Annotated in this window: 15 protein-coding genes; 9 read left to right on the top strand and 6 right to left on the bottom strand. The window is 68.6% G+C overall.

Annotation, left to right across the window (positions count from 1 at the left end; genetic code table 11):
• Position 1: 1 nt before the first annotated feature.
• From ACYVIP_RS39835 to ACYVIP_RS39805, 7 genes are all read left to right on the top strand, one after another.
• Positions 2-1,105, top strand: coding sequence for a terpene synthase family protein (locus ACYVIP_RS39835; protein ID WP_460406199.1), 1,104 nt, complete (start codon positions 2-4; stop codon positions 1,103-1,105).
• On the top strand, positions 1,092-3,797 hold the full coding sequence (locus ACYVIP_RS39830) for a cholesterol oxidase substrate-binding domain-containing protein (RefSeq protein ID WP_460406197.1): 2,706 nt from the start codon (positions 1,092-1,094) through the stop codon (positions 3,795-3,797). The genes ACYVIP_RS39835 and ACYVIP_RS39830 overlap by 14 nt, the downstream gene beginning before the upstream one ends.
• 333 nt (positions 3,798-4,130) lie before the next feature.
• Positions 4,131-5,555, top strand: coding sequence for a family 2B encapsulin nanocompartment shell protein (locus ACYVIP_RS39825; RefSeq protein WP_460406195.1), 1,425 nt, complete (start codon positions 4,131-4,133; stop codon positions 5,553-5,555).
• Between the two features lie 27 nt (positions 5,556-5,582).
• Positions 5,583-7,001, top strand: a complete 1,419-nt coding sequence (locus ACYVIP_RS39820; RefSeq protein ID WP_460406193.1) for a family 2B encapsulin nanocompartment shell protein — start codon at positions 5,583-5,585, stop codon at positions 6,999-7,001.
• Positions 7,002-7,029: 28 nt separating this feature from the next.
• Positions 7,030-8,061 carry a family 2 encapsulin nanocompartment cargo protein polyprenyl transferase gene (locus ACYVIP_RS39815; RefSeq protein WP_460406191.1) on the top strand — a complete coding sequence of 344 codons (1,032 nt, stop codon included), beginning with the start codon at positions 7,030-7,032 and terminating at the stop codon, positions 8,059-8,061.
• Between the two features lie 15 nt (positions 8,062-8,076).
• Positions 8,077-9,084, top strand: coding sequence for a 4-hydroxy-3-methylbut-2-enyl diphosphate reductase (gene ispH / locus ACYVIP_RS39810; protein ID WP_460406189.1), 1,008 nt, complete (start codon positions 8,077-8,079; stop codon positions 9,082-9,084).
• Positions 9,081-10,877, top strand: a complete 1,797-nt coding sequence (locus ACYVIP_RS39805) for a 1-deoxy-D-xylulose-5-phosphate synthase (RefSeq protein WP_460406187.1) — start codon at positions 9,081-9,083, stop codon at positions 10,875-10,877. The genes ispH and ACYVIP_RS39805 overlap by 4 nt, the downstream gene beginning before the upstream one ends.
• Before the next feature lie 7 nt (positions 10,878-10,884).
• On the opposite strand, the gene ACYVIP_RS39800 is transcribed toward ACYVIP_RS39805, so the two are convergent.
• Positions 10,885-11,454, bottom strand: a complete 570-nt coding sequence (locus ACYVIP_RS39800; protein ID WP_460406185.1) for a TetR/AcrR family transcriptional regulator — start codon at positions 11,452-11,454, stop codon at positions 10,885-10,887.
• 125 nt (positions 11,455-11,579) lie between these two features.
• Between ACYVIP_RS39800 and ACYVIP_RS39795 the strand changes: the two genes are divergently transcribed.
• Both ACYVIP_RS39795 and ACYVIP_RS39790 read left to right on the top strand, forming a co-directional pair.
• Positions 11,580-12,533 carry an ArsR/SmtB family transcription factor gene (locus ACYVIP_RS39795; protein ID WP_460406316.1) on the top strand — a complete coding sequence of 318 codons (954 nt, stop codon included), beginning with the start codon at positions 11,580-11,582 and terminating at the stop codon, positions 12,531-12,533.
• A 152-nt stretch (positions 12,534-12,685) separates the two neighbouring features.
• Complete coding sequence (locus tag ACYVIP_RS39790; protein WP_460406183.1) at positions 12,686-14,410, top strand: phospholipase D-like domain-containing protein; 1,725 nt, start codon at positions 12,686-12,688, stop codon at positions 14,408-14,410.
• A gap of 64 nt (positions 14,411-14,474) precedes the next feature.
• Here the strand turns inward: ACYVIP_RS39790 and ACYVIP_RS39785 are convergent, their stop codons facing one another.
• The 5 genes from ACYVIP_RS39785 to ACYVIP_RS39765 all read right to left on the bottom strand — a co-directional run bounded on the left by ACYVIP_RS39785 (position 14,475) and on the right by ACYVIP_RS39765 (position 19,456).
• Positions 14,475-15,863: a pectate lyase family protein gene (locus tag ACYVIP_RS39785; RefSeq protein WP_460406181.1), complete on the bottom strand. Its 1,389-nt coding sequence runs from the start codon at positions 15,861-15,863 to the stop codon at positions 14,475-14,477.
• A 46-nt stretch (positions 15,864-15,909) separates the two neighbouring features.
• Entirely contained in the window at positions 15,910-17,073 is a 1,164-nt protein-coding gene (locus ACYVIP_RS39780) for a right-handed parallel beta-helix repeat-containing protein (RefSeq protein WP_460406179.1), read from the bottom strand.
• 31 nt (positions 17,074-17,104) lie between these two features.
• The gene (locus tag ACYVIP_RS39775) at positions 17,105-17,317 is read right to left on the bottom strand and encodes a hypothetical protein (protein WP_460406177.1); all 213 of its coding nucleotides are present in this window, start codon (positions 17,315-17,317) and stop codon (positions 17,105-17,107) included.
• A complete protein-coding gene (locus tag ACYVIP_RS39770) occupies positions 17,314-18,306 on the bottom strand; it encodes a right-handed parallel beta-helix repeat-containing protein (protein WP_460406175.1) in 993 nt (330 codons plus the stop codon). The genes ACYVIP_RS39775 and ACYVIP_RS39770 overlap by 4 nt, the downstream gene beginning before the upstream one ends.
• Positions 18,307-18,481: 175 nt before the next feature.
• Positions 18,482-19,456 (bottom strand): alpha/beta fold hydrolase, encoded by a 975-nt coding sequence (locus ACYVIP_RS39765; protein ID WP_460406173.1) that lies wholly within the window; start codon positions 19,454-19,456, stop codon positions 18,482-18,484.
• Between the last annotated feature and the right edge of the window lie 177 nt (positions 19,457-19,633).

Here is a 19,633-nt window from a genome sequence, read left to right as displayed (position 1 = left end):
CATGGCACCGTTCGAGATGCCTGAGTTCTACATGCCGTTTCCGGCGCGGCTGAACCCACACCTGAGTGCGGCCCGTGACCACGCCAGGAACTGGGCTGAGCGAATGGGCATGCTCGGGCCGGAACAGCAGGCGTGGAACGCGGCCTCCTTCGACAGGGCCGACTACGCCTCGTTCGCCGCCTGGAACTATCCGGACGCCTCCGAGCAGGAGCTCGAGCTGCTGGTCGACTGGCATGTCTGGGGTTTCTTCCTTGACGACGAGTTCGTGGAGAACTACGGCCGCGAGTTCGCCCCGGACGTGGTGCGCGGGTTCCTGGATCGGATGGCGGCGCTCATGCCGCTGTTCCCACCCAGCCCCGTGGTGCCTGCCAATCCGTTGGAGCGAGGGCTGGCGGACCTGTGGCCACGCACGGCGTACTCGAAGTCCGTGCGCTGGCGGCACCGGTTCTCCGGCCACATCAGGCGCCTTGGCGCGAGCGCGCTGCGTGAGAAGACCAACGTCAACGACAAGGTCATCCCGGATCCCATCGACTACACCGCCCTGCGCCGCGCCACCGGCGGCATGGACTTCTCCGCCTGCCTGGTGGAACACGCCCTCGGTGTCGAGGTACCCGCCGGACTGGACCGGACCCGGCCGATCCAGGTGCTCAAGGACACCTTCGCCGACTCCGACCTGTGGCGCAACGACATCGTCTCGTTCCAGAAGGAGATCGACGAGGAGGGACAGACCAACAACGGCGTGCTCGTGGTGCAGCAACTGCTCCGCTGCGACCTGCAACACGCCGTCGATCGGGTCAACGACCTGGTGACCTCGCGCCTGCGCCAGTTCGAGCACACCGCCGAGGTGGAACTGCCGGAGCTGCTCGACCGCCTGCACCTCGACCCGTTGTCGCGCAAGAACATCGGCACCTATGTCAAAGGCCTCCAGGACTGGCTCGCGGGAGATCTGCAGTGGACGGTGACGACCGGGCGCTACAGCGACTCCGCGCACCGGCCGGACTCCGAGACCTTCCGGATCGGGGGGCCGACCGGGCTGGGCACCGCCGCCGCCCGCATCCCATCGTTGGCCGACACACTGCAAGGAGCCGGACATGGCAGCGCCTGAACTGCCGCAGTTCTACATGCCGTTCACCGCGCGGCTGAACCCCAACGTCGACGCCGCCCGCGAACACAGCAAGGCGTGGGCACGCGACATGGACATGTTGTCGGCGGCGCAGGACATCCCGGTCTGGCACGAAGCCGGCTTCGACCGCGCCGACTTCGCCCTGTTCTCGGCGCTCACCCACCCCGACGCTGAAGCCGCCGAACTCGACATCGCCACCGACTGGCACGTGTGGAGCTGGTACTTCGACGACTACTTCGTCGAGGCGTTCAAGCGCGGCCGGGACTCCGCCGGCGCGCGGGCGTTGGTCGACCGGCTCCCCGCGTTCATGCCACTGGTCACCGCGCCGACCCCGGAGCCCGCCAACGTCGTGGAACGCGCACTCGCCGACGTCTGGCGGCGAACCGTGCCCTTCCTGCCGTGGGAGGAACGGGAACAGTTCGCGAGCGACGTGGTGAGCACGGCGCGAAGCTGGCTGTGGGAACTGGCCAACCTGGTGCACGACCGCGTTCCCGACCCGATCGACTACATCGAGATGCGCCGCGAGACCGGCGGCCACCAACTTTCCGTCAACACGGCGCGACTCGGCCTACGCGTGCGGGTGCCCGACACGGTGCTGACCTCGCCGACCTTCCAGGCACTGACCGACACCTTCGCCGACAGCGTCGACCTGTTCAACGACATCATCTCCTACCGCAGGGAAACCGAGTACGAAGGCGACATCAACAACTCGGTGCTCGTCACCCAGCGGTTCCTGAACTGCGGGGCAGGCGAGGCGGTCGAGGTCGTCAACAGGTTGCTCACCGCCAGGGTGCGTGAGTTCGAGAACATCCTCGCCGCGCGCCTGCCCGCGTTGTTCGAGGAGGTTGAACTGGGCGAGCAGGCACGCGCGGAGGTCGTCACGTACGCGCACGGGTTGCGCGACCTGATGGCTGGGGTCCACGCCTGGTCCCACGACAATCCCCGCTACCGCGACGAGTCCCTGTGGAGCAGCCAGCCGCACGCGGCCGCCGAGCCGCCACCGAACTTTCCGCAGGGCATCCCCCTGTACCGGCAGAACTTCCGCAACTGGTCGCGGGAGACCCAGGTTCCCGGTGTGTGGACGGCGACCCCGTCCACCGGCGAGGACGTGGTCACCCTGGCCAACTGGGCCCACCGGCAAGGCTGGCGGCTGCGCGCCTCTGGCAAGAGTCACACCTGGTCGCCGCTGGTCATCCCACGCGACGACGCGAGCGACGTGGTGCTCCTCGACACGAAGGAGCTGACCGCCGTCACGGTGACGCCCGGTTCGCCTGCCTCGGTGACCGCACAGACCGGCGTCACCATGGAGAATCTGCTCACCGACCTGGAGACCGCTGGGTACGGGCTGAGCGGCTACCCGGAGTCGGGAAACCTCACCCTGGGCGGTGTGCTGGCCGTGGACGCGCACGGCCGAGCTGTTTCCGCGGCAGGCGAGACACGGATACCGGGGCAGTGCTTCGGCACGCTGAGCAACCTCGTCCTGCGGCTCACGGCCGTGGTGTGGGACGAGCCGTCCGGGCAGTACGTGCTGAAGACCTTCGTCCGTTCGGACCCGGCGATCAGCGCACTGCTGGCGCACCTCGGCCGCTCCTTCGTGGTCGAGGCCACGCTCCAGATCGGCGCCGACTACCGGCTACGTTGCCAGAGCTTCGACAACATCCCCGCGGGCACACTCTTCGCCGCCCCGGAGGACGCCGGCCCGGAGTCCTTCGCGGCATGGGTCGACCGGGTCGGGCGAGTCGACGTCGCCTGGTGGGCCTTCACCGACATGCCCTGGCTCAAGGTGTACAGCCGCGAACCGGAGAAACCGCCGACCTCGCGGGCGGTCGACGCCCCGTACAACTACCCGTTCATGGACAACCTCCCCGAGGAGGGCTCCCAGCTGATCGCCCAGATCCTGGCCGGGCACGAAGAGCTGACCCCGGCGTTCCAGGCCACACTGGTCGGCGGCCTGAGCGCGAACCTGACGGCTACGGCGAGCAAGGACCTCTGGGGCTGGTCGAAGGACGTGCTACTCACCTCGGGGACGGAGTCATTGCGGGTCACCACCCTCAGCTGCACCGTGCTCACCAGCCGGAGCCAGATTCAGCGCGTGGTCAACGACTTCTACGTCCAGGTCACCTCCATGATCCATGACCACGCGCTCCGCGGCGAGTATCCAGTCAACGGCAGGCTGGCGTTCCGGGTCACCGGCGTCGACGACCCGGACGAGATCGATCTCCCGGACGCCGTCGCGCCGCAGCTGTCCGCCGCACGGCCGCGGCCGGATCATCCGGAATGGGACGTCATGGTCTGGATGGATCTGCTGACCACGCCGGGTGGACGTGGCACACAGCGGTTCTACCGCGAGCTCGAGCAGTGGGCGATGTCCAACTTCGACGGACAGCACGGAGCGCTGCGACTGGAGTGGGCCAAGTGCTGGGGCTTCTCGGGCACCGCACCCTGGGCCAACAGGGACGTGCTGGAACGGTTCATACCCGACGCCTACCGCACTGGTCAGTCCCCCACCGACAACTGGGACACGGCGATCGCCACCTTGGACTCGCTCGATCCACACCGCGTCTTCACCAACGAGTTCCTCGACAACCTGCTCAAACCGTCGCGGCACGCGCGAACCATTCTCGGCGGTCACCCGGGCACAGGCACGCGAACCGCTCGGGTCGGTCCCCTCTAGGTCGTATCCGGAAGGCAGTTTCTGCCACTCGGCGAAAAATCGAGAAACTGGAGTCGAGTCGCACCAACGGTGCGGCGGATCCGAGTACGCCACAACCCGACTAGAGGGGATTAGCGTCGAATTGTTCAGCCAGCACGACAATGGGTTAACCTCGGCGCACGGCCGAGTTTTCGGGCGCGGGCCACACTCTTGGCACTGCTTCGCGCGATTGCGGACGGTCATCTCTTTAGCTCCCCGGAAGGTCACCCCATTGGATAATTGGCAAGTGATCATTGACCTGAGTAACATCAAATCGGCCAGAGAACACAAACCTGATTGGCGGTGTGAGTAATAGTGACTGTGACGGATTCCTCCAGCCCGGGCATTGAGGACACTGAGACCGAGAAGCCTCGGCTCAGTCTTGGCACGGCGGCGGCCCGCAACCTAGCCACGACGACCAAGTCCGAGCCGCAGATGCAGGCCATCTCGTCGCGCTGGGCGCTGCGGGTCCTGCCCTGGGTGGAGGCCCCGGGCGGTACCTTCCGGGTCAACCGCAGGCTCAGCTACGCCCTGGGTGACGGCCGGCTGACGTTCTCGAACCTCGGGGCCGAGGTGAGTGTGGTTCCGCAGGAGTTGTGTGAGCTGCCTCTGCTGCGCGGTTTCGACGACGTGGATGCCTTGTCCGCACTGGCACGGTGTTTCAACCAACGCGAGTACTCGCCGGGTGACCTCCTGGTCGAACGTGGCCGGTCCCAGGACCAGGTGTTCCTGATCGCGCACGGCCGGGTGAACAAGATCGGTCAGAGCAAGTACGGCGAGGACGCCGCACTCGGTGTCATCGGCGACGGTGACTACTTCGGTGAACGAGTGCTCGCCGGACCGCAGGACGAGTGGCAGTTCACCGCCAAGGCGAACACCGCCGTCACCGCGCTGGTGATGTCGTGGCGGGATTTCGAGGAGCTCAACGGCCAGATGGGCGGGATGCGCGCGCACATCCAGCGTCTGCTGAACTCCGAAGGGCGCCGGCAGAACGAGCACGGCGAGGCCGACATCGACATGTCTGCCGGCCACGAGGGCGAAGCCGACATTCCCGGGACCTATGTGGACTACGAGCTCAAGCCTCGCGAGCTCGAGCTGAGCGTCGCGCAGACCGTGCTGAACGTGCACAGCAGGGTCGCCGACCTCTACAACAACCCGATGGACCAGACGGCCCAACAGATGCGGCTCACCGTCGAGGCGCTGCGCGAGCGGCAGGAGGACGAGGTCGTCAACAACCGCGACTTCGGGCTGCTGCACAGTTCCGACCTGCGCAACCGCATCCGCACGCGCAGCGGCCCGCCGACGCCGGACGACCTGGACGAGTTGCTCTCGGTCGTGTGGAAGGAACCGACAGCGTTCCTGGCCCACGCCAAGGTGATGGCGGCCTTCGGGCGGGAGTGCACCAAGCGCGGTGTCTACCCGCAGACGGTGTCGTTCCTCGACCGTCAGGTGATGTCGTGGCGCGGTGTGCCGATTCTGCCGTGTAACAAGCTCCGGATCAGCGACCGCGGCACCAGCTCCATGATGCTGCTGCGCGCGGGGGAGCGGAACCAGGGCGTCATCGGCCTTACCCAGAACAGCCTTCCCGACCAGATCAACCCAGGGATGAACGCCCGGTTCATGGGCATCAACGACAAGGGCATCATCTCCTACCTGGTCAGCGCCTACTACTCCGCGGCGATCCTCACCTCCGACGCGCTCGGTGTGCTCGAGGACGTCGAGATCGGTCGAGAAAACTAGTCGCGCCAACGAGACGGGGAATCTGACGTGACCGTCACCGAGCCGACCTCTGAGGTCGATCCTCGAGCTGGCGAGGCCGAGCAACGGCGGAGCCTCGGCACCGCCGCTGCCCGCAACCTCGCCAGCACCACCAAGTCCCAGCCGCAGACACAGGCGATCACGCCGAGGTGGCTGCTGCGTCTGCTGCCGTGGGTGCAGACCGAGGCCGGCACCTATCGGGTCAACCAACGGCTCGTGGTCGACGCCGGCGACGGCCGGGTGAGTTTCGTCGCCGTCGGCCGGGACGTCCGCGTCGTTCCCGACGAGCTGCGCGAACTTCCGCCGCTGCGCGGCTTTTCCGACGACGACGTGTTGCTCGCTCTCGCGGACAGGTTCGAACAGCGGGAGTTCGGTCCGGGTGACCTCCTGGCGACCCAGGGCCGGCCGCGCGACCAACTGGTCCTGGTCGCACACGGCAAGCTCGAACGGATCGGCAACGGGAAGTATGGGCAGCCGGCGGTGCTCGGCGTGCTTGCCGAGGGGGCGCATTTCGGGTCCGAGGTCCTCGGCAGCACGCCGAGCGACTGGGAGTACACCGTCAAGGCGGTGACCCCGGTGACCGCACTGGTGTTGCCGCACCGGTCGGCCAGGGAGTTGGCCGACCAGTTCGACGCGCTGCGTACCTATCTGGAGCGAGGACCACGCGAGGCGGCCAAGCCGCACAACAGGCGTGGTGAGGCGACGATCGAGGTCGCCTCCGGTCATCACGGTGAGGCGACGTTGCCTGGCACGTTCGCCGAGTACGAGCCGCAACCGCGCGAGTACTCGTTGAGTCTGGCCCAGACGGTGCTACGGGTACACACGCGGGTCGCGGATCTGTACAACGAGCCGATGAACCAGACCCAGGAGCAGTTGCGGCTGACCATCGAGGCCCTGCGCGAGCGGCAGGAGCACGAGATGCTCAACAACCCGGATTTCGGGCTGCTGCACAACGTCGTCCCCACACAGCACCTCGTCGCCAGCACCGGGCCGCCGACACCGAACGACCTGGACGGCCTGATCAGCCGGATACGCAAGCCCACGTTCCTGCTCGCCCATCCACGGACGATCGCAGCGGTCGGCCGTGAGTGCAGCAAGCGCGGAATCTACCCCCAGACCATGGACATGCAGGGCACGCCGGCCATCCGTTGGCGCAGCGTGCCGCTGCTGCCCTCGAACAAGATTCCCATCACCGAGACGGGCACCAGCCAGATCCTCGTGATGCGTGCCGGGATCGAGGACGGCGGGGTGGTCGCGCTGCACCAGACCGGGCTGCCCGACGAGGTCGAGCCGGGCCTGAGCGCCCGGTTCATGGGGATCGACGACCAGGCCATCATCCGCTACCTGGTGAGCACCTACTACTCGGTCGTCCCGCTGTTGCCCACCGCACTGGGTGTGCTGGACCACGTCGAGATCTTCCGCGACTGACCAGCCGGCCCGCGAACAGGAGCGCCCGATGACCAACCTGGAAGTGACGCGCGGGCACCGCTCCGCGCGTGCGGTGTTGAGCTGGAGCCGGACCATGTTCGATCCGGCGTTGCGGGCGACGGTCGACCGGTTGCCGGACTCGATGCGCACGATCGCGGGCTACCACCTCGGCTGGTGGGACGAGCACGGCCTGCCGACCGGCGGGGAGGGCGGCAAGGCGCTTCGGCCGACGCTCGCCTTGCTGGCCGCCGAGGCGGTGGGCGGCACGGCGGTCGACGCGCTGCCCGCCGCGGTGGCGGTGCAGCTGGTGCACGACTTCTCGCTGCTGCACGACGACGTGATGGACGAGGACACCATTCGGCGGCACCGGCCGACTGCCTGGCGGGTCTTCGGCGTGAGCCAGGCGATCCTCGCGGGTGACGCGCTGCTGGCGCTGGCGATGGAGGTGTTGGCCGACAGCGGCCATCCGGCCACGGCGCACTCGGTCAAACTGCTCAGCGAGGCGGTGCAACGCCTGATCGCCGGGCAGAGCGCGGATGTCGCGTTCGAGCAGCGCGCGGATGTCGGGGTCGCCGAGTGCGTGCGGATGGCCGAGGGCAAGACCGGTGCGTTGTTCGGCGCGTCCTGTGCCCTTGGCGCGTTGTTCGGCGACGGCACCGCCGAGCAGGTGGCGCACCTGCGCGGGTTCGGCGAGAAGCTGGGGCTCGCGTTCCAGTTCGTCGACGACCTGCTGGGGGTGTGGGGGGACGCCACGGTGACCGGCAAGCCGGTCTACTCCGATTTGGACAGTCGGAAGAAGTCCCTGCCGGTGGTGGCCGCGCTGAACGCGGACACGCCCGCCGGCCACGCGCTGAGCGCGCTGTACCACCGCGGCGGCCCGCTCGACCTCGAGCACGTGGCGGACCTGATCGAACGGTGCGGGGCGCGCACGTGGAGCCAGGACCAGGCCGACGAGCTGCTCGCGCGGGCGCTGCACCACCTGCACGCCGTCGACCCGCGCGCGCAACCGGCCGACGAGCTCGACGCGCTCGCCCGCCTGGCCACCCACCGCGACCACTGAGCACCCCAGGGGAACGTGATGCGACCCAGCCCCGAGTACGTGCCCGACCAGAACTCCTCATCCCTGACCCAACCAACACTGTGCGGTTCGGGGAGGCGGGTTGGTCCGGTGGTGCTGTTGGCTTCTCCTCGGTCGTTCTGCGCCGGGGTCGAGCGGGCGGTGGAGATCGTCGAACAGTTGCTGCGGCAGCGTGGTGGCCCGATCCACGTGCGCAAGCAGATCGTGCACAACAAGCACGTGGTGGCCGACCTGGAGGCGCGCGGCGCGGTGTTCGTGGACGAGCTGACCGAGGTCGCCGACGGTGCCACGGTGGTGTTCTCCGCGCACGGGGTGTCCCCGGCGGTGCGCACGGAGGCCGCCGCGCGCGGCATGGAGGTCGTGGACGCGACCTGTCCGCTGGTGACCAAGGTGCACGCCGAGGCACGCCGGTACGCCGGTCGGGGCGACACCGTGCTGCTGATCGGACACGCCGAGCACGAGGAGGTCGAGGGCACCTTCGGCGAGGCGCCGGAGCGGACCGTGTTGGTGCAGACCGTCGAGGACGTCGAGACGGTCGAGGTGGTCGACCCGAACCGGGTCTCCTACCTGACCCAGACCACGCTGGCGGTCGACGAGACCAGCGAGATCGTGGCGGCGTTGCGCAGGCGGTTCCCGGCGCTCAAGGGGCCGGCCGCCGCCGACATCTGCTACGCCACGACCAACCGGCAGGACGCGGTGCGCGCGGTGGCCGACGAGGCCGACGTGGTGCTGGTCGTCGGCTCGGAGAACTCCTCGAACTCGGTGCGGCTGGTGGAGTTGGTGCGGCGGCACGGCAAACCCGCCTACCTCATCGACGATGCCGGGGACATCCAGCCGGAATGGCTGGCCGGCAAGCGGGTGGTGGGGCTGACCGCGGGCGCGTCCGCGCCGACCCACCTGCTGAACGAGGTGATCACGGCGTTGGACGCGAGCGAGGTCCGGGTCAGGGAGACGACCAGCGAGACGGTCCAGTTCACGCTGCCGGCGCAGGTGCGGCCGCGATGACGCTCCTGGAGACGGTGACCACGCCGGCGGCGCTCAAACAGCTGCCAGCCGACTCGCTCGCCCCGCTCGCGGCCGAGATCAGGCGGTTTCTCGTCGACGAGGTGTGCCGTGCCGGCGGGCACCTCGGGCCGAACCTGGGCGCGGTGGAGCTGACCATCGCGCTGCACCGGGTGTTCGACTCGCCGAGGGACGTCCTGCTGTTCGACACCGGTCATCAGTCCTATGTGCACAAGATGCTCACCGGACGGGCCGTGGAGTTCGCCACGCTGCGGCAGTCCGGCGGGCTGTCGGGCTATCCGTCGTCGGCCGAGTCCCCGCACGACGTCATCGAGAACTCGCACGCGTCCACCGCACTGTCCTATGCCGACGGGTTCGCGAAGGCGTTCCGGTTGGCCGGCTCGTCCCGCCGGGTGGTCGCGGTCGTCGGCGACGGCGCGTTGACCGGCGGGATGGCCTGGGAGGCGCTGAACAACCTGTCGACCACCGGGTATCCGGTGGTCGTGGTGTTGAACGACAACGGCCGGTCCTACGCGCCGACCGTGGGCGGGGTCGGCGTCCATCTGGCCGCGCTGCGCGCGGGCGGGCGGCGGTCGGTGTTCGAGGAGTTGGGCTTCGCCTACCTCGGGCCGGTCGACGGGCATGACGTGGCCGGTCTTGAGCACGCGCTCGGCCAGGCGGCCGCCCAGCGGCGGCCGGTGGTCGTGCACTGCGTGACCAGCAAGGGAAAGGGCTATCCGCCGGCCGAGCGGGACCAGGCCGACCACCTGCACGCGGTGTCCGCGGGCGGGTCCGCGGGTGGTCCAACGTGGACGGATGTGTTCGGCGAGGAGATCGTGTCGATCGCCGAACAGCGGGCCGATGTCGTCGGGGTGACGGCCGCGATGCGCGGGCCGGTCGGGCTGGACGGGTTCGCCGAACGCTTCCCGGAGCGCGTGTTCGACGTGGGCATCGCCGAACAGCACGCGGTGACGGCCGCGGCGGGGATGGCGATGACCGGTCTGCACCCGGTGGTCGCGGTGTACTCGACGTTTCTCAGCCGGGCCTTCGACCAGGTGCTGCTGGACGTGGCGCTGCGCCGGCTCGCGGTGACGTTCGTGTTGGACCGCGCGGGTGTCACCGGGCCGGACGGCCCCAGCCACCACGGCATGTGGGACGCCTCCCTGTTGCCGGTCGTTCCCGGTCTGCGGCTGGCCGCGCCAAGGGACTGCGCGGGGCTGCGGGAGTTGCTGCGGGCGGCGACCGCCATCGCCGACGGGCCGACCGCCATCCGCTACCCGAAGTCCTCGGCGGGGCCGGACATCCCCGCGCTGCGCAGGGTCGGGCACTACGACGTGCTTCGCGAGGATCCGGACGCGGTCGGGTTGCTGATCGCGGTGGGGCCGATGGCGCCGGCGTGTCTGCGGGCGGCCGACGAGCTTGCCAGACACGGTGTGCCGGTGACCGTCGTCGACCCGAGGTGGATCGCTCCGCTGGATCCGGCGTTGGTCAAGCTCGCCGCCGCGTATCCGTTGGCGCTGGCGGTCGAGGACACCACCACGGCCGGCGCGTACGGCGGGCGGTTGGCCCAGACGCTCGCGGCCGCCGGCGCGGGTACCCGCGTGGGCACGTTCGCGCTACCCGCGCGCTTCCTGCCACACGGCAGCCGAGGTGAGCTGCTGCGCGCGCACGGGTTGGACGCCGAGGGCATCACCGCGGCCCTGCTCAAGCGGATGACCGACGAGCCGACGCCCTTCGCGGTGCCCGCGCCCCGGGCCGACGGCGACCGCCGGTCCCTGGCCGATCCCCGGGACTGACACCCGGTCAGCCGGCGTCCGGCGGTGGCGCGATCAGGGCCGCGGCGGCCGCGCGGGCGTGCCTTGCCGGTTCGGGGGAGTCGCGGAGCAGGGCGGTGTTGATGGCGCCGGCGACCAGGACGAGCAGCTGGTCGGTGAGGTCGTCCGGCTCGGCGACCGCCGTGTCCTGGACCAGTTCGCGCAGGTGGGCGCGGAACGCTCGCTGATGGTCGCGGACCGCGCGCGCGGCCCCCTGGTTGTCGGCGCCCACCTCGCTGAACGCGTTGGTGAAGGCGCAGCCCCGGAAGCCGGCCTGCGCGAACCAGTCGTAGAGCCAGTCGAAGACCGCGAGCAGCCGGTCCCGTGGGGTCGGGTAGCCGCTGACGTGGGTCAGCAGCGCCTGTCGTGCGGCCACGTCACGTCGGCGAAGGTAGGCCACCACCAGCTCGTCCTTGGACGGGAAACACTGGTAGAGCCGCTTGAGCGGGACACCGGAGGCGTCGCGGATGCGGTCCATGCCGACCGCGCGGATGCCGTTGGCATAGAAGAGCCGGTCGGCGGCGTCGAGCACCCTGGCCCGCGCGTGCTCGGTCTCCATGTCGGCTCCACTACTTGAGAACGCTGGTTCTCCGCACTACGCTACCAGTCGAGAACGGTCGTTCCCGGCGGCGTCGACCGAGCGGGGACGGGGGAGCCGGGAGACGGGGGGATCTGTTGCTGCGTGTGCATTTCACCGCGGGCGACCTGGCACGCACCCGGATCGCCGACGGGCCGGACCCGCTGTGGGAGATCATCCTGAGCGTCCAGCAGCTGGCCGAGCGGCGCCCCGACCCGGTGTTGCGGCCCTGGCTGGCCGAGCAGTGCCCCCGTGGCCGGGCCTCACTGCGGACGGTGTCGCCGTTGATGCCGCCACGCGGCTACTTTCCGGACTTCCTCACCCCGGCCGCGTCCCTCGACAGTGGACTCGAGAACGGCATCGAGGCCGTACTGTGCACGCCACGCAGGCGACTGCGGACCGAGCTGGCCGAGATGGCCACCCGCACCACGCTCCCGGCGTGGACCAGCCGCCTCGCCGACGGCGAGCCCGACGCCATGCGACTGCTCGGCCGGGCACTGCGCCAGCACCACGCCGCCGTGCTCGAGCCGGCGTGGCGACAGATCAGCGAACGCGTCCAGCGGGACCGGCAGCGGCGGATCCAGGCACAGTGCGCGGCGGGCACCGAGGCCATGCTGCGGACCTTCGACGGTGCGGTGCGCTGGGAGTCGCCGGTGCTGATCGTGGACTATCCGGTGGACCGCGACCTGCGACTGGACGGCCGAGGCCTGGTCCTGGTGCCGTCGTACTTCTGCCGGGGCGCGCCGGTGGCCCTTGCCGATCCCGGGCTGCCGCCGGTACTGGTCTACCCCGCCACGGCGCCCGCCAGGAGCACGACGACCGGCACCGAGCTGGCCCAGCTGCTCGGGCACACCCGGGCCGCCGTCCTGGCGACCCTCTCCGACGAGTGCACCACCAGCGAGCTGGCCCGTCGGGCGGGGGTGTCCGCGTCGTCGGCCAGCGAGCACGCGACCGTGCTCCGGCAGGCCGGGCTGGTCACCAGCACGCCGTACCGCAACCGGGTCCACCACACCCTCACCACACTCGGCGCGGCGCTGCTCGCGGGCAACCCACCACGGTAGCGCCGGGGTGTGGGTCCTTCGGCGTCAGCCGAAACATCTCGTGCCGGGCACCGGGTCTGGCTACGGTCATGGCCACAGGTGTGACGGGGGGATACGACACAATGCGAACGAAGAACTACACCATGGTTCTCGTGGCCGCGACGCTGATCGCCATGGCGACTGTGAGGGGTGCGTCGACGGCCACGGCGGTGCAGGCCGAACAGTCCACTCAGGACCAGGAATGCGCGGAGGACACGTCGGCCGCCGACGAGAAGGCGGTGCGGTCGGGGCTCACGTACAACAACCCGGACACCGCCGGGCGCGACGACATCGCCGAGCACATCATCGGCCTGATCTGTGACGCCGAGCCGGAGTCGACGATCTACATGGCCGCGCACCTGTTCGCGCACCGGGGGATCAGCCAGGCGCTCTACGACATGTCCCAGCGCGAGGTGACCGTGCAGGTCATCGTCGACCGTGGTGCGGAGCTGGCGGAGGAGGAGAAGAACTACACCGAGTACTTCTGGCTGGCCAAGAGGTGGATCGAGAATCCACAGGGCGACTCGTGGATCAGGTTGTGCGACCTGGAGTTCCAGCCGAGGGCGTGTATCGGCGGTGGGCTGGAGCAACGCGAGGACGCCAAGATGCACAACAAGTTCCTGCTGTTCAGCAAGACCAGGGGCACCGAGAAGGTGGTCGTGCAGACCTCGCACAACTTCAAGGAGGGCGGCTCGGGCACCGGCATGTGGAACAGCGCCTACACCGTGGCCGACGAACCCAGGGTGTATGACCACTACCGGGAGTACTTCGGGGATCTCATCGCCAACAAGAAGCAGGACGACTACTACAACGTCCTGTCGACGGATCCGTTGGGGAAGTACCGGGTCTACCACTCGCCGAGGGTGAAGGGGAACACGCTCTACGACATCCTGGACCGGGTGGACTGCACGAAGGCCAGCGACACCGGCGGCACCAATCCCGGCCATCGTCCGATCGTGCGGGTGGCGGTGTGGAACGCGAGCGGTGACAAGTGGGACAGCACGGGCACCTACCTGACGCGAAAACTGAAGCACATGGACGACCAGGGTTGTTACGTGGACTTCGTGGTGGACGACATCGGCAGGGGCGCGGGTGGGCACGACGGGCCGCTGGAAGCATTGCTGCGCAAGCCGAAGAGCGAGCATCACGGGCCCGAGGTGCGTGAGTTCTACGCCGAGTCGTCCAAGGGTGGGCTGCACTCGAAGGACATCCTGATCGACGGCTACTTCGACGACAAGCCCAACCAGAAGGTCGTGTTCACCGGGACTTTCAACTTCACCTGGAAGTCGGTCAGGGTCAACGACGAGACACAGCTGCAGATCAACGACGCCGCCGTGCACGACGCCTACCGGGACTACTTCTTCGAGGTCCGCGACGCGGCGAGCCTGACCTGGCAGACCAGCAAGTACACCGGGGGAAACAGCTCGTCGGTTGACATCTCCGGCGAGCTGGACTGCAACGAGACCGAGCAGGAGTACCACGGCAAGGGCTACGTCTACTTCTACGGTCGCGAGAAGTGCGCGGGCGCGCACGGCGCCAGCGACAACAGTGGCGGGGACCGCGACCACGGCGACGACCAGGAGCAGATCCAGAACTGGGACAACAACACGGACTCGATCGTCAACACGACCAACTCGCACATCGAGTTCTACAACTATCCCCAGTACAACGAGACCCCGGCCGGCCAGGAGAAGGGCGACCGGTTCTGCCTCGGCCCCGGCGAGTGGATCAACGCCCTGCAGTACTACGGCGACGCCGACGGCACCAAGGACTGGTGGCGCAACAGCATCAGCTCTCATCGCAAGGTGAGCGCCGAGCGCTGCACCCGATGGTTCGGCTGGGGGACCAACCGAGGGTGACAGGTGGCGGCGGCGACCGTTCGGTGTTGGTCGCCGCCGCCGATTCTCCTGCCCGGAGCTGGTGTCAGATCTTGCCCGCGCCGGAGCCGGCCGAGACCGAGGCCTTGACGGTGCTCACGTCGTCGGCGGTGTAGCTGTACGGGATCGAGGCCACGCTGCCGTTCACCTCACATGGGCCGGAGTCGGTGAGGGAGTTGTTGCGGGCCACCAGCCTGCCGGGGTCGGAGTCGGCGTAGCCGCTGGCCGACCAACAGGCCTGTTGCACGTTCTCGAAGACGTTGCCCTCGACGAGCAGGCCGGCGTCCATCACCGAGGCGATGGCGTAGGAGTCCTCGTTGTTGTCCACATTGGTGTAGTAGTTGTTGAACACGTGGACCGTTTCGCCGAAGCGCACCCGGGGGCTGCGCTCGAACGTGCGGTCGAACCAGTTGTGGTGGTAGGTGACCCGCAGGTGACCATTGTCCTCACCCTCGTTGCTGTCCGAATGGCCGACCAGTGAGGTCTTCCAGTGGTTGCGGACGACGTTCCAGGACACCGTGATGTAGTCGGCTGCGTGGGTGATGTCCAGCATGCCGTCGTAGTAGTCCGGGTCGTTCTCGATGGTGCTGGACATGGTGTTGTGGTCGATCCACACGTGCGTCGCGCTCTCGATCTGGATCGCGTCGCCGCCGACGACACCGCGGATGTTCATGTTCTGGATGATCACGTTGGCCGGGGTCATGTCCTCGATGTTGAGCGTCGTGCCGGAGATCCCCGAGTTGGCGCCGACGCCGCGGATCGTCTTGTTGGCACTGATCTCCACCGTGCCGGAGCCGCTGAGCATGCCGTTGACCTGAATGGTCCTGGCACCCGAGGCCTCGGCCTGGGTACGGAAGTCCGAGAAGCTGCTCACGGTGACGGTGGAGCCGCCATCGCCACCGGTGGTGCCGCCGGCCTGGGTCGCCCAGCCGACGATCCCGCCCGGCGGGTCCGGGATGGTGCCGCCGCCGCCCTCGAAGTCGAGGTAGTCGATGTTGGGCAGGCCGTTGGACGTGGTCGGGTTGAGCCGGATGGTGTTGCTGCCGGCGTTAACCGACACGCTGATCGCCGTGGTCACCCAGGTCGACCAACTGCCAGAGCCGGCGAACGACGGCGTCTGCACCGTCGAGCCGTTCACCACCAGGTTGGCCGGCCGGGCCGCGGTGGTGCCGTTGGCGAACCGGACCCCCAGCGTCGCCGTGCCCGACTCCGCGGCGTTCACCGTGAACTGGACATAGCCGCTCGTGGAGTTGGTGCCGTTGCAGAACCCGCTGCCGGAGAACCCGGACCAGTCGGCGTCGATCGAACCGGTGCACACCGACGGCGAACTCTCCGCCTCGTACCTGGTCGGCGCGGCGTGCGCGGCCGAGGAGGCCACCACCACCAGCGCACCGGCAAGCAGGCTGACACACGCCATCATGGATCTCACTCGCATAGTACGTCTCCGTTGGATCGGCGTCGGGTGACGCGGTGAACGGGTGTCAGCCGCCGAAGGTGACGACGAGGCGACCGTCAGCGGCGAAGTTCCAGCGCAGGGTGCCGGAGTAGGCCGAACACCGGGAACCGTTGGCGCCGGACCAGAACTGGTTGGAGCTGTCGGAGTTGCCGATGATCCGGTCGTTCGATCCGCTGTCGCAGGAGGTGTTGCCCCGGAACACCGACGAGCCGCCGTCGAAGTTGAAGTTGCGTTCCTCGCTGGCGATGCTGATGTTGTCCGACACCGTCATCGTGCCGAGGTTGCGGTTGTAGGTGAACCCGTGTTTGCCGTTGTCGTAGGCGATGTTGCGCCGGATGACGTGGTTCACCCCGATGTCCTCGCCGCCGAGCTTGTAGCCGTTGCGGTCGCCGTCGCCGGCCTGGGAGCCGTCGGACAGGATGCCGTTGTCGTAGGACAACGAGTCCTCGATGGTCACCGCGCCGATCGGGCCGGTGTCGTCCTTTGTGTACAGGTCGTAGCCGTCGTCGATGTTGTTGTGGGACACGGTGTAGCGGAACACGTTGCCCGACCCGACGGTGAGCTTCGGGGCGAACCCGTCGGCGTCCTCGCCATCGGAGTCGGCGTTGTCGTGCGACTCCGCGCTCAGGATCAGGTTGTTGGCCGGCCACTGGCTCGCGGGCGCCCCGGCCGCCCACCGCGACAGCTGTAGCCCGGTGTCCCGGTTGAACCGGGTCACCGTGCGCTCGACGATGTTGTTGTTGCCGGCGAGGAGAATCCCGTTGTCCCCCGCCCGCTCCACGACGATGCCGTAGATGTGCCAGTACGACGCGACCATGGCGAGTCCCCGGTTGGCCGAGTCCTCGCTCTGCGCGGAGAAGTTCAGCACCGGGGTCTCACCGGGGTAGGCGGACAGGGTCGTGCGCGCGCTCGCGTTGCCGTCGCCGCGGTCGATGACGACCGTCTGCGATGGACGGTAGGTCCCGCCGCGCAGGTAGATCGTGCCGCCGGGCTCGACGCGGGTGATGGCCGAGGTGAGCGTCGTCGGGTCCGACTCGGTGCCGGCCGCGTCGTCGCTGCCGTTCGGGGCGGCGTACAGCTCCCCGGCCGACGTGTGGCGTGCCGTGTCGGCCACCGCCGAGCCGGGGGCCAGCACGCCGACCATGCCGGCGAGCAGGGCGGTGCTGGCGATGAGCGGCAGGGATCTCATCATCATCTCCTAGGGTTGTGGACGCGCCCGGTCAGAAGCGGGCCCCGACCTCGGCGCCGTTGGCCGGGCGCAGGAACGTGCTGGCCGGGATCGTCCCGGCCGCGGTTCGCGGTCCGGTGATTGTGCCGGGATCGGTGCTCCGCAACGGCCAGGAGCCACCGATGTCCCAGGAGTTGCCGCTGCCGACGGAGTTCTCGCCGAGCGAGACGTCGGTGCCGTTGGCCACCGCGAGGTTGCCGGTCAACGTGCTGGCCGACCGGTTGGCGTTGAACCCGGTCCCCGGGTTGTCCCACGCGGTGCACCGCTCGACGCGGTGTTGGGCGGGATTGTTGTTGTCGATGATGCCGCCGACCGCGTTGTCCCACGCCATGCTGTTGCGCAGGGTGTGGCTGGCGGCGACCCCGTTGCCGCCGAGCTTGAACCCGTTGCCGTCGCCGGTGTGGTCGGCAGGTCCCAGCGGTTGAAACCGTTGCCCCAGGCCAGACTGTCCTCGGTGTGGATCGGCGACTCGAACATCCAGTAGTCGAGGCCGTCGTCGGAGTTGTTCCACAGCCGGGCGCCGCGCACCACGTTGCCGCTGCCGGCGCCTTCCTTGATCGCCAGGCCGTCCGCGCTCTCCCCGTTCTTGCGTGGATCGCGGTTGCCGTAACTGTCCAGGTTCAGGATCTGGTTGTCGCTCGAGCCGAGCACCAGGTGGAACCCGGACTCGTAGTTGTCGCGAGTGATCAGGCGGTCGTAGACGTTGTTGCTCGAGTCGAGGCCGAAGACGCCGTACGGGCCGTTGATGATCTCCAGCCCGGACAGTCGCCAGTGGTCACCCTCGATGTGGATGGCGCCCCGCTGCGGACGCGGGATGGTCGAGTCGATCGCCCCGGGGGTGTAGGGCATGTTCTCGCCGTCGAGGATCACCCGCTCGCCGCGGTGGTTGCGCAGGGCGATCGGCTGGCTCGCGGTGCCGTCGCCGAGGATCTGGATGTTGGTGTCCGGCGCGTACGTGCCGCCGCGGATCTCGATCGTGGTCCCCGACCGGGCGAGGTCGACGGCACGCTGAATGGTCCGCAACGGCTGGGTGAGCGTCCCCTGGTTGGCGTCGTCGCCATCGGTCGCCACGATCAACACCTGGCCGGCGTCGACAGCGGGTAACGCGCCGGAAGCGTTGGTACCGTTGCACAACAGCGTCCCGGCCAGCAACGCGGTGCCCACGATCAACGAGCGCGGTCTCGTTCGCATCATTCGCCACTCCGAGCGCCGACAGTCCTATATGGAGCTACAGGTCATCTGTCAACCAGGCTAGGGACACGAGCGTGGACAATTGCGTGCACCACGTGGACTTTGGAGAACCCGCGACCATGCCTCGGCCCCGCGCGGCTGGACCGCGCGGGGCCGAGGCGGTGGTGCTGCTGGCTGGTCAGGCCACGCAGTTGGTCAGTTCCTGGCTGGGCGCGGGCACCCCCGGTGGCCCGAAGAACAGGGTGGCGCAGGCAGTGAGGAACGCGGGGTTCTCGTCGGCGATCCAGTGCCCGCTGTCCGGTGCGACCACGCCGCGGACGTCATCGGCGACCTGACCGAACGAGCCGGCGACCCCCTGGCCGAAGGCGAACTCCGCGCCCATCGCGAGCACCGGCAGCGTGAGCCGCTTGTGCGCATTGGCCTGGTTGTTCGCCGCGTCGGCCGCGAACGCCCGGTAGTACTCGTAGCCCGCGGTCCGGCGGGCCGGGGACGCGTAGGCGCGGAAGGCGGCGGCCTGGTCGATGCGGTCGGGATGCCGGGCGCCGCTGAACAGCCAGCCGAGGTAGGTCGGCACGTCCTCGTCGTCGATGAGCTTCTCCGGCACCGGGCCCGCGGTCTGGTTCAGGCCGAGGTGGAAGCTGATCCCGTAGACGTCTTCGAGCCCGAAGCCCGACAGCGGCGACTCGAGCACGGCCATCCGGACGACCTCGTTCGGGTAGTCGCGGGCGTAGGGGTAGGCGATGAGCGCCCCGGTGTCGTGGCCGAGCAGGGACACCTCGGTGAAGCCGAGTTTGTGCACGCCCTCGCGGATGCGCTTGGCGGCGGTCACCTTGTCGTAGCCGCCGGAGGGGATGCTCGACTCGCCGGCACCCGGCAGGTCGAACGCGATCACGGTGTGGTTCTCGGCGAGCGCCGGCATGACCTTCGCCCACTTCCACCAGGTCTGCGGCCAGCCGTGCAGCAGCACCAGCGGCGGCCCGGAGCCACCGCGCACGTAGTGCAGCGTGGCACCCTGGACGGCCACGGTGCCGTGGCTGAAGCCGGGAAGGTCCCTGGACTTCTGCTGGTCGGCCACCGGCGACTCGGCGCTGGCGGCCGATCCGACCAGAAGCAGCACGACGGCGGTCAAGGCGGCGTAACAGCCTCGGCTCACGCGCCGAAAAGGACTGTCTCCTCGAAACACTCAAGTTCTCCTTCTGGCTGAGCGAAAGTGACGTCAACGTAGTCCAGGGAGTCGTGCGTGGACAACCCTTGCCGATATCAAAGAAAGCAACCAGAAAGAAGAGGTTCGGCGAACTCCGTGCTACGAGCGGAAAGCGTGGCCCGACTG

It is taken from the genome of Actinophytocola sediminis (assembly GCF_054779715.1).
The sequence above is the reverse complement of the archived record's forward strand: the minus strand, read 5'-3'. Positions and strand labels throughout refer to the sequence as shown.

What these genes read in the sequence shown, in the direction of transcription:
- ACYVIP_RS39835 (WP_460406199.1), top strand. Translation starts at nt 2, where the DNA reads ATGGCACCGTTCGAGATGCCTGAGTTCTACATGCCGTTTCCGGCGCGG.
- ACYVIP_RS39830 (WP_460406197.1), top strand. Translation starts at nt 1,092, where the DNA reads ATGGCAGCGCCTGAACTGCCGCAGTTCTACATGCCGTTCACCGCGCGG.
- ACYVIP_RS39815 (WP_460406191.1), top strand. Translation starts at nt 7,030, where the DNA reads ATGACCAACCTGGAAGTGACGCGCGGGCACCGCTCCGCGCGTGCGGTG.
- ACYVIP_RS39805 (WP_460406187.1), top strand. Translation starts at nt 9,081, where the DNA reads ATGACGCTCCTGGAGACGGTGACCACGCCGGCGGCGCTCAAACAGCTG.
- ACYVIP_RS39800 (WP_460406185.1), bottom strand. Translation starts at nt 11,454, where the DNA reads ATGGAGACCGAGCACGCGCGGGCCAGGGTGCTCGACGCCGCCGACCGG.
- ACYVIP_RS39790 (WP_460406183.1), top strand. Translation starts at nt 12,686, where the DNA reads ATGGCGACTGTGAGGGGTGCGTCGACGGCCACGGCGGTGCAGGCCGAA.
- ACYVIP_RS39785 (WP_460406181.1), bottom strand. Translation starts at nt 15,863, where the DNA reads ATGCGAGTGAGATCCATGATGGCGTGTGTCAGCCTGCTTGCCGGTGCG.
- ACYVIP_RS39780 (WP_460406179.1), bottom strand. Translation starts at nt 17,073, where the DNA reads ATGAGATCCCTGCCGCTCATCGCCAGCACCGCCCTGCTCGCCGGCATG.
- ACYVIP_RS39770 (WP_460406175.1), bottom strand. Translation starts at nt 18,306, where the DNA reads ATGATGCGAACGAGACCGCGCTCGTTGATCGTGGGCACCGCGTTGCTG.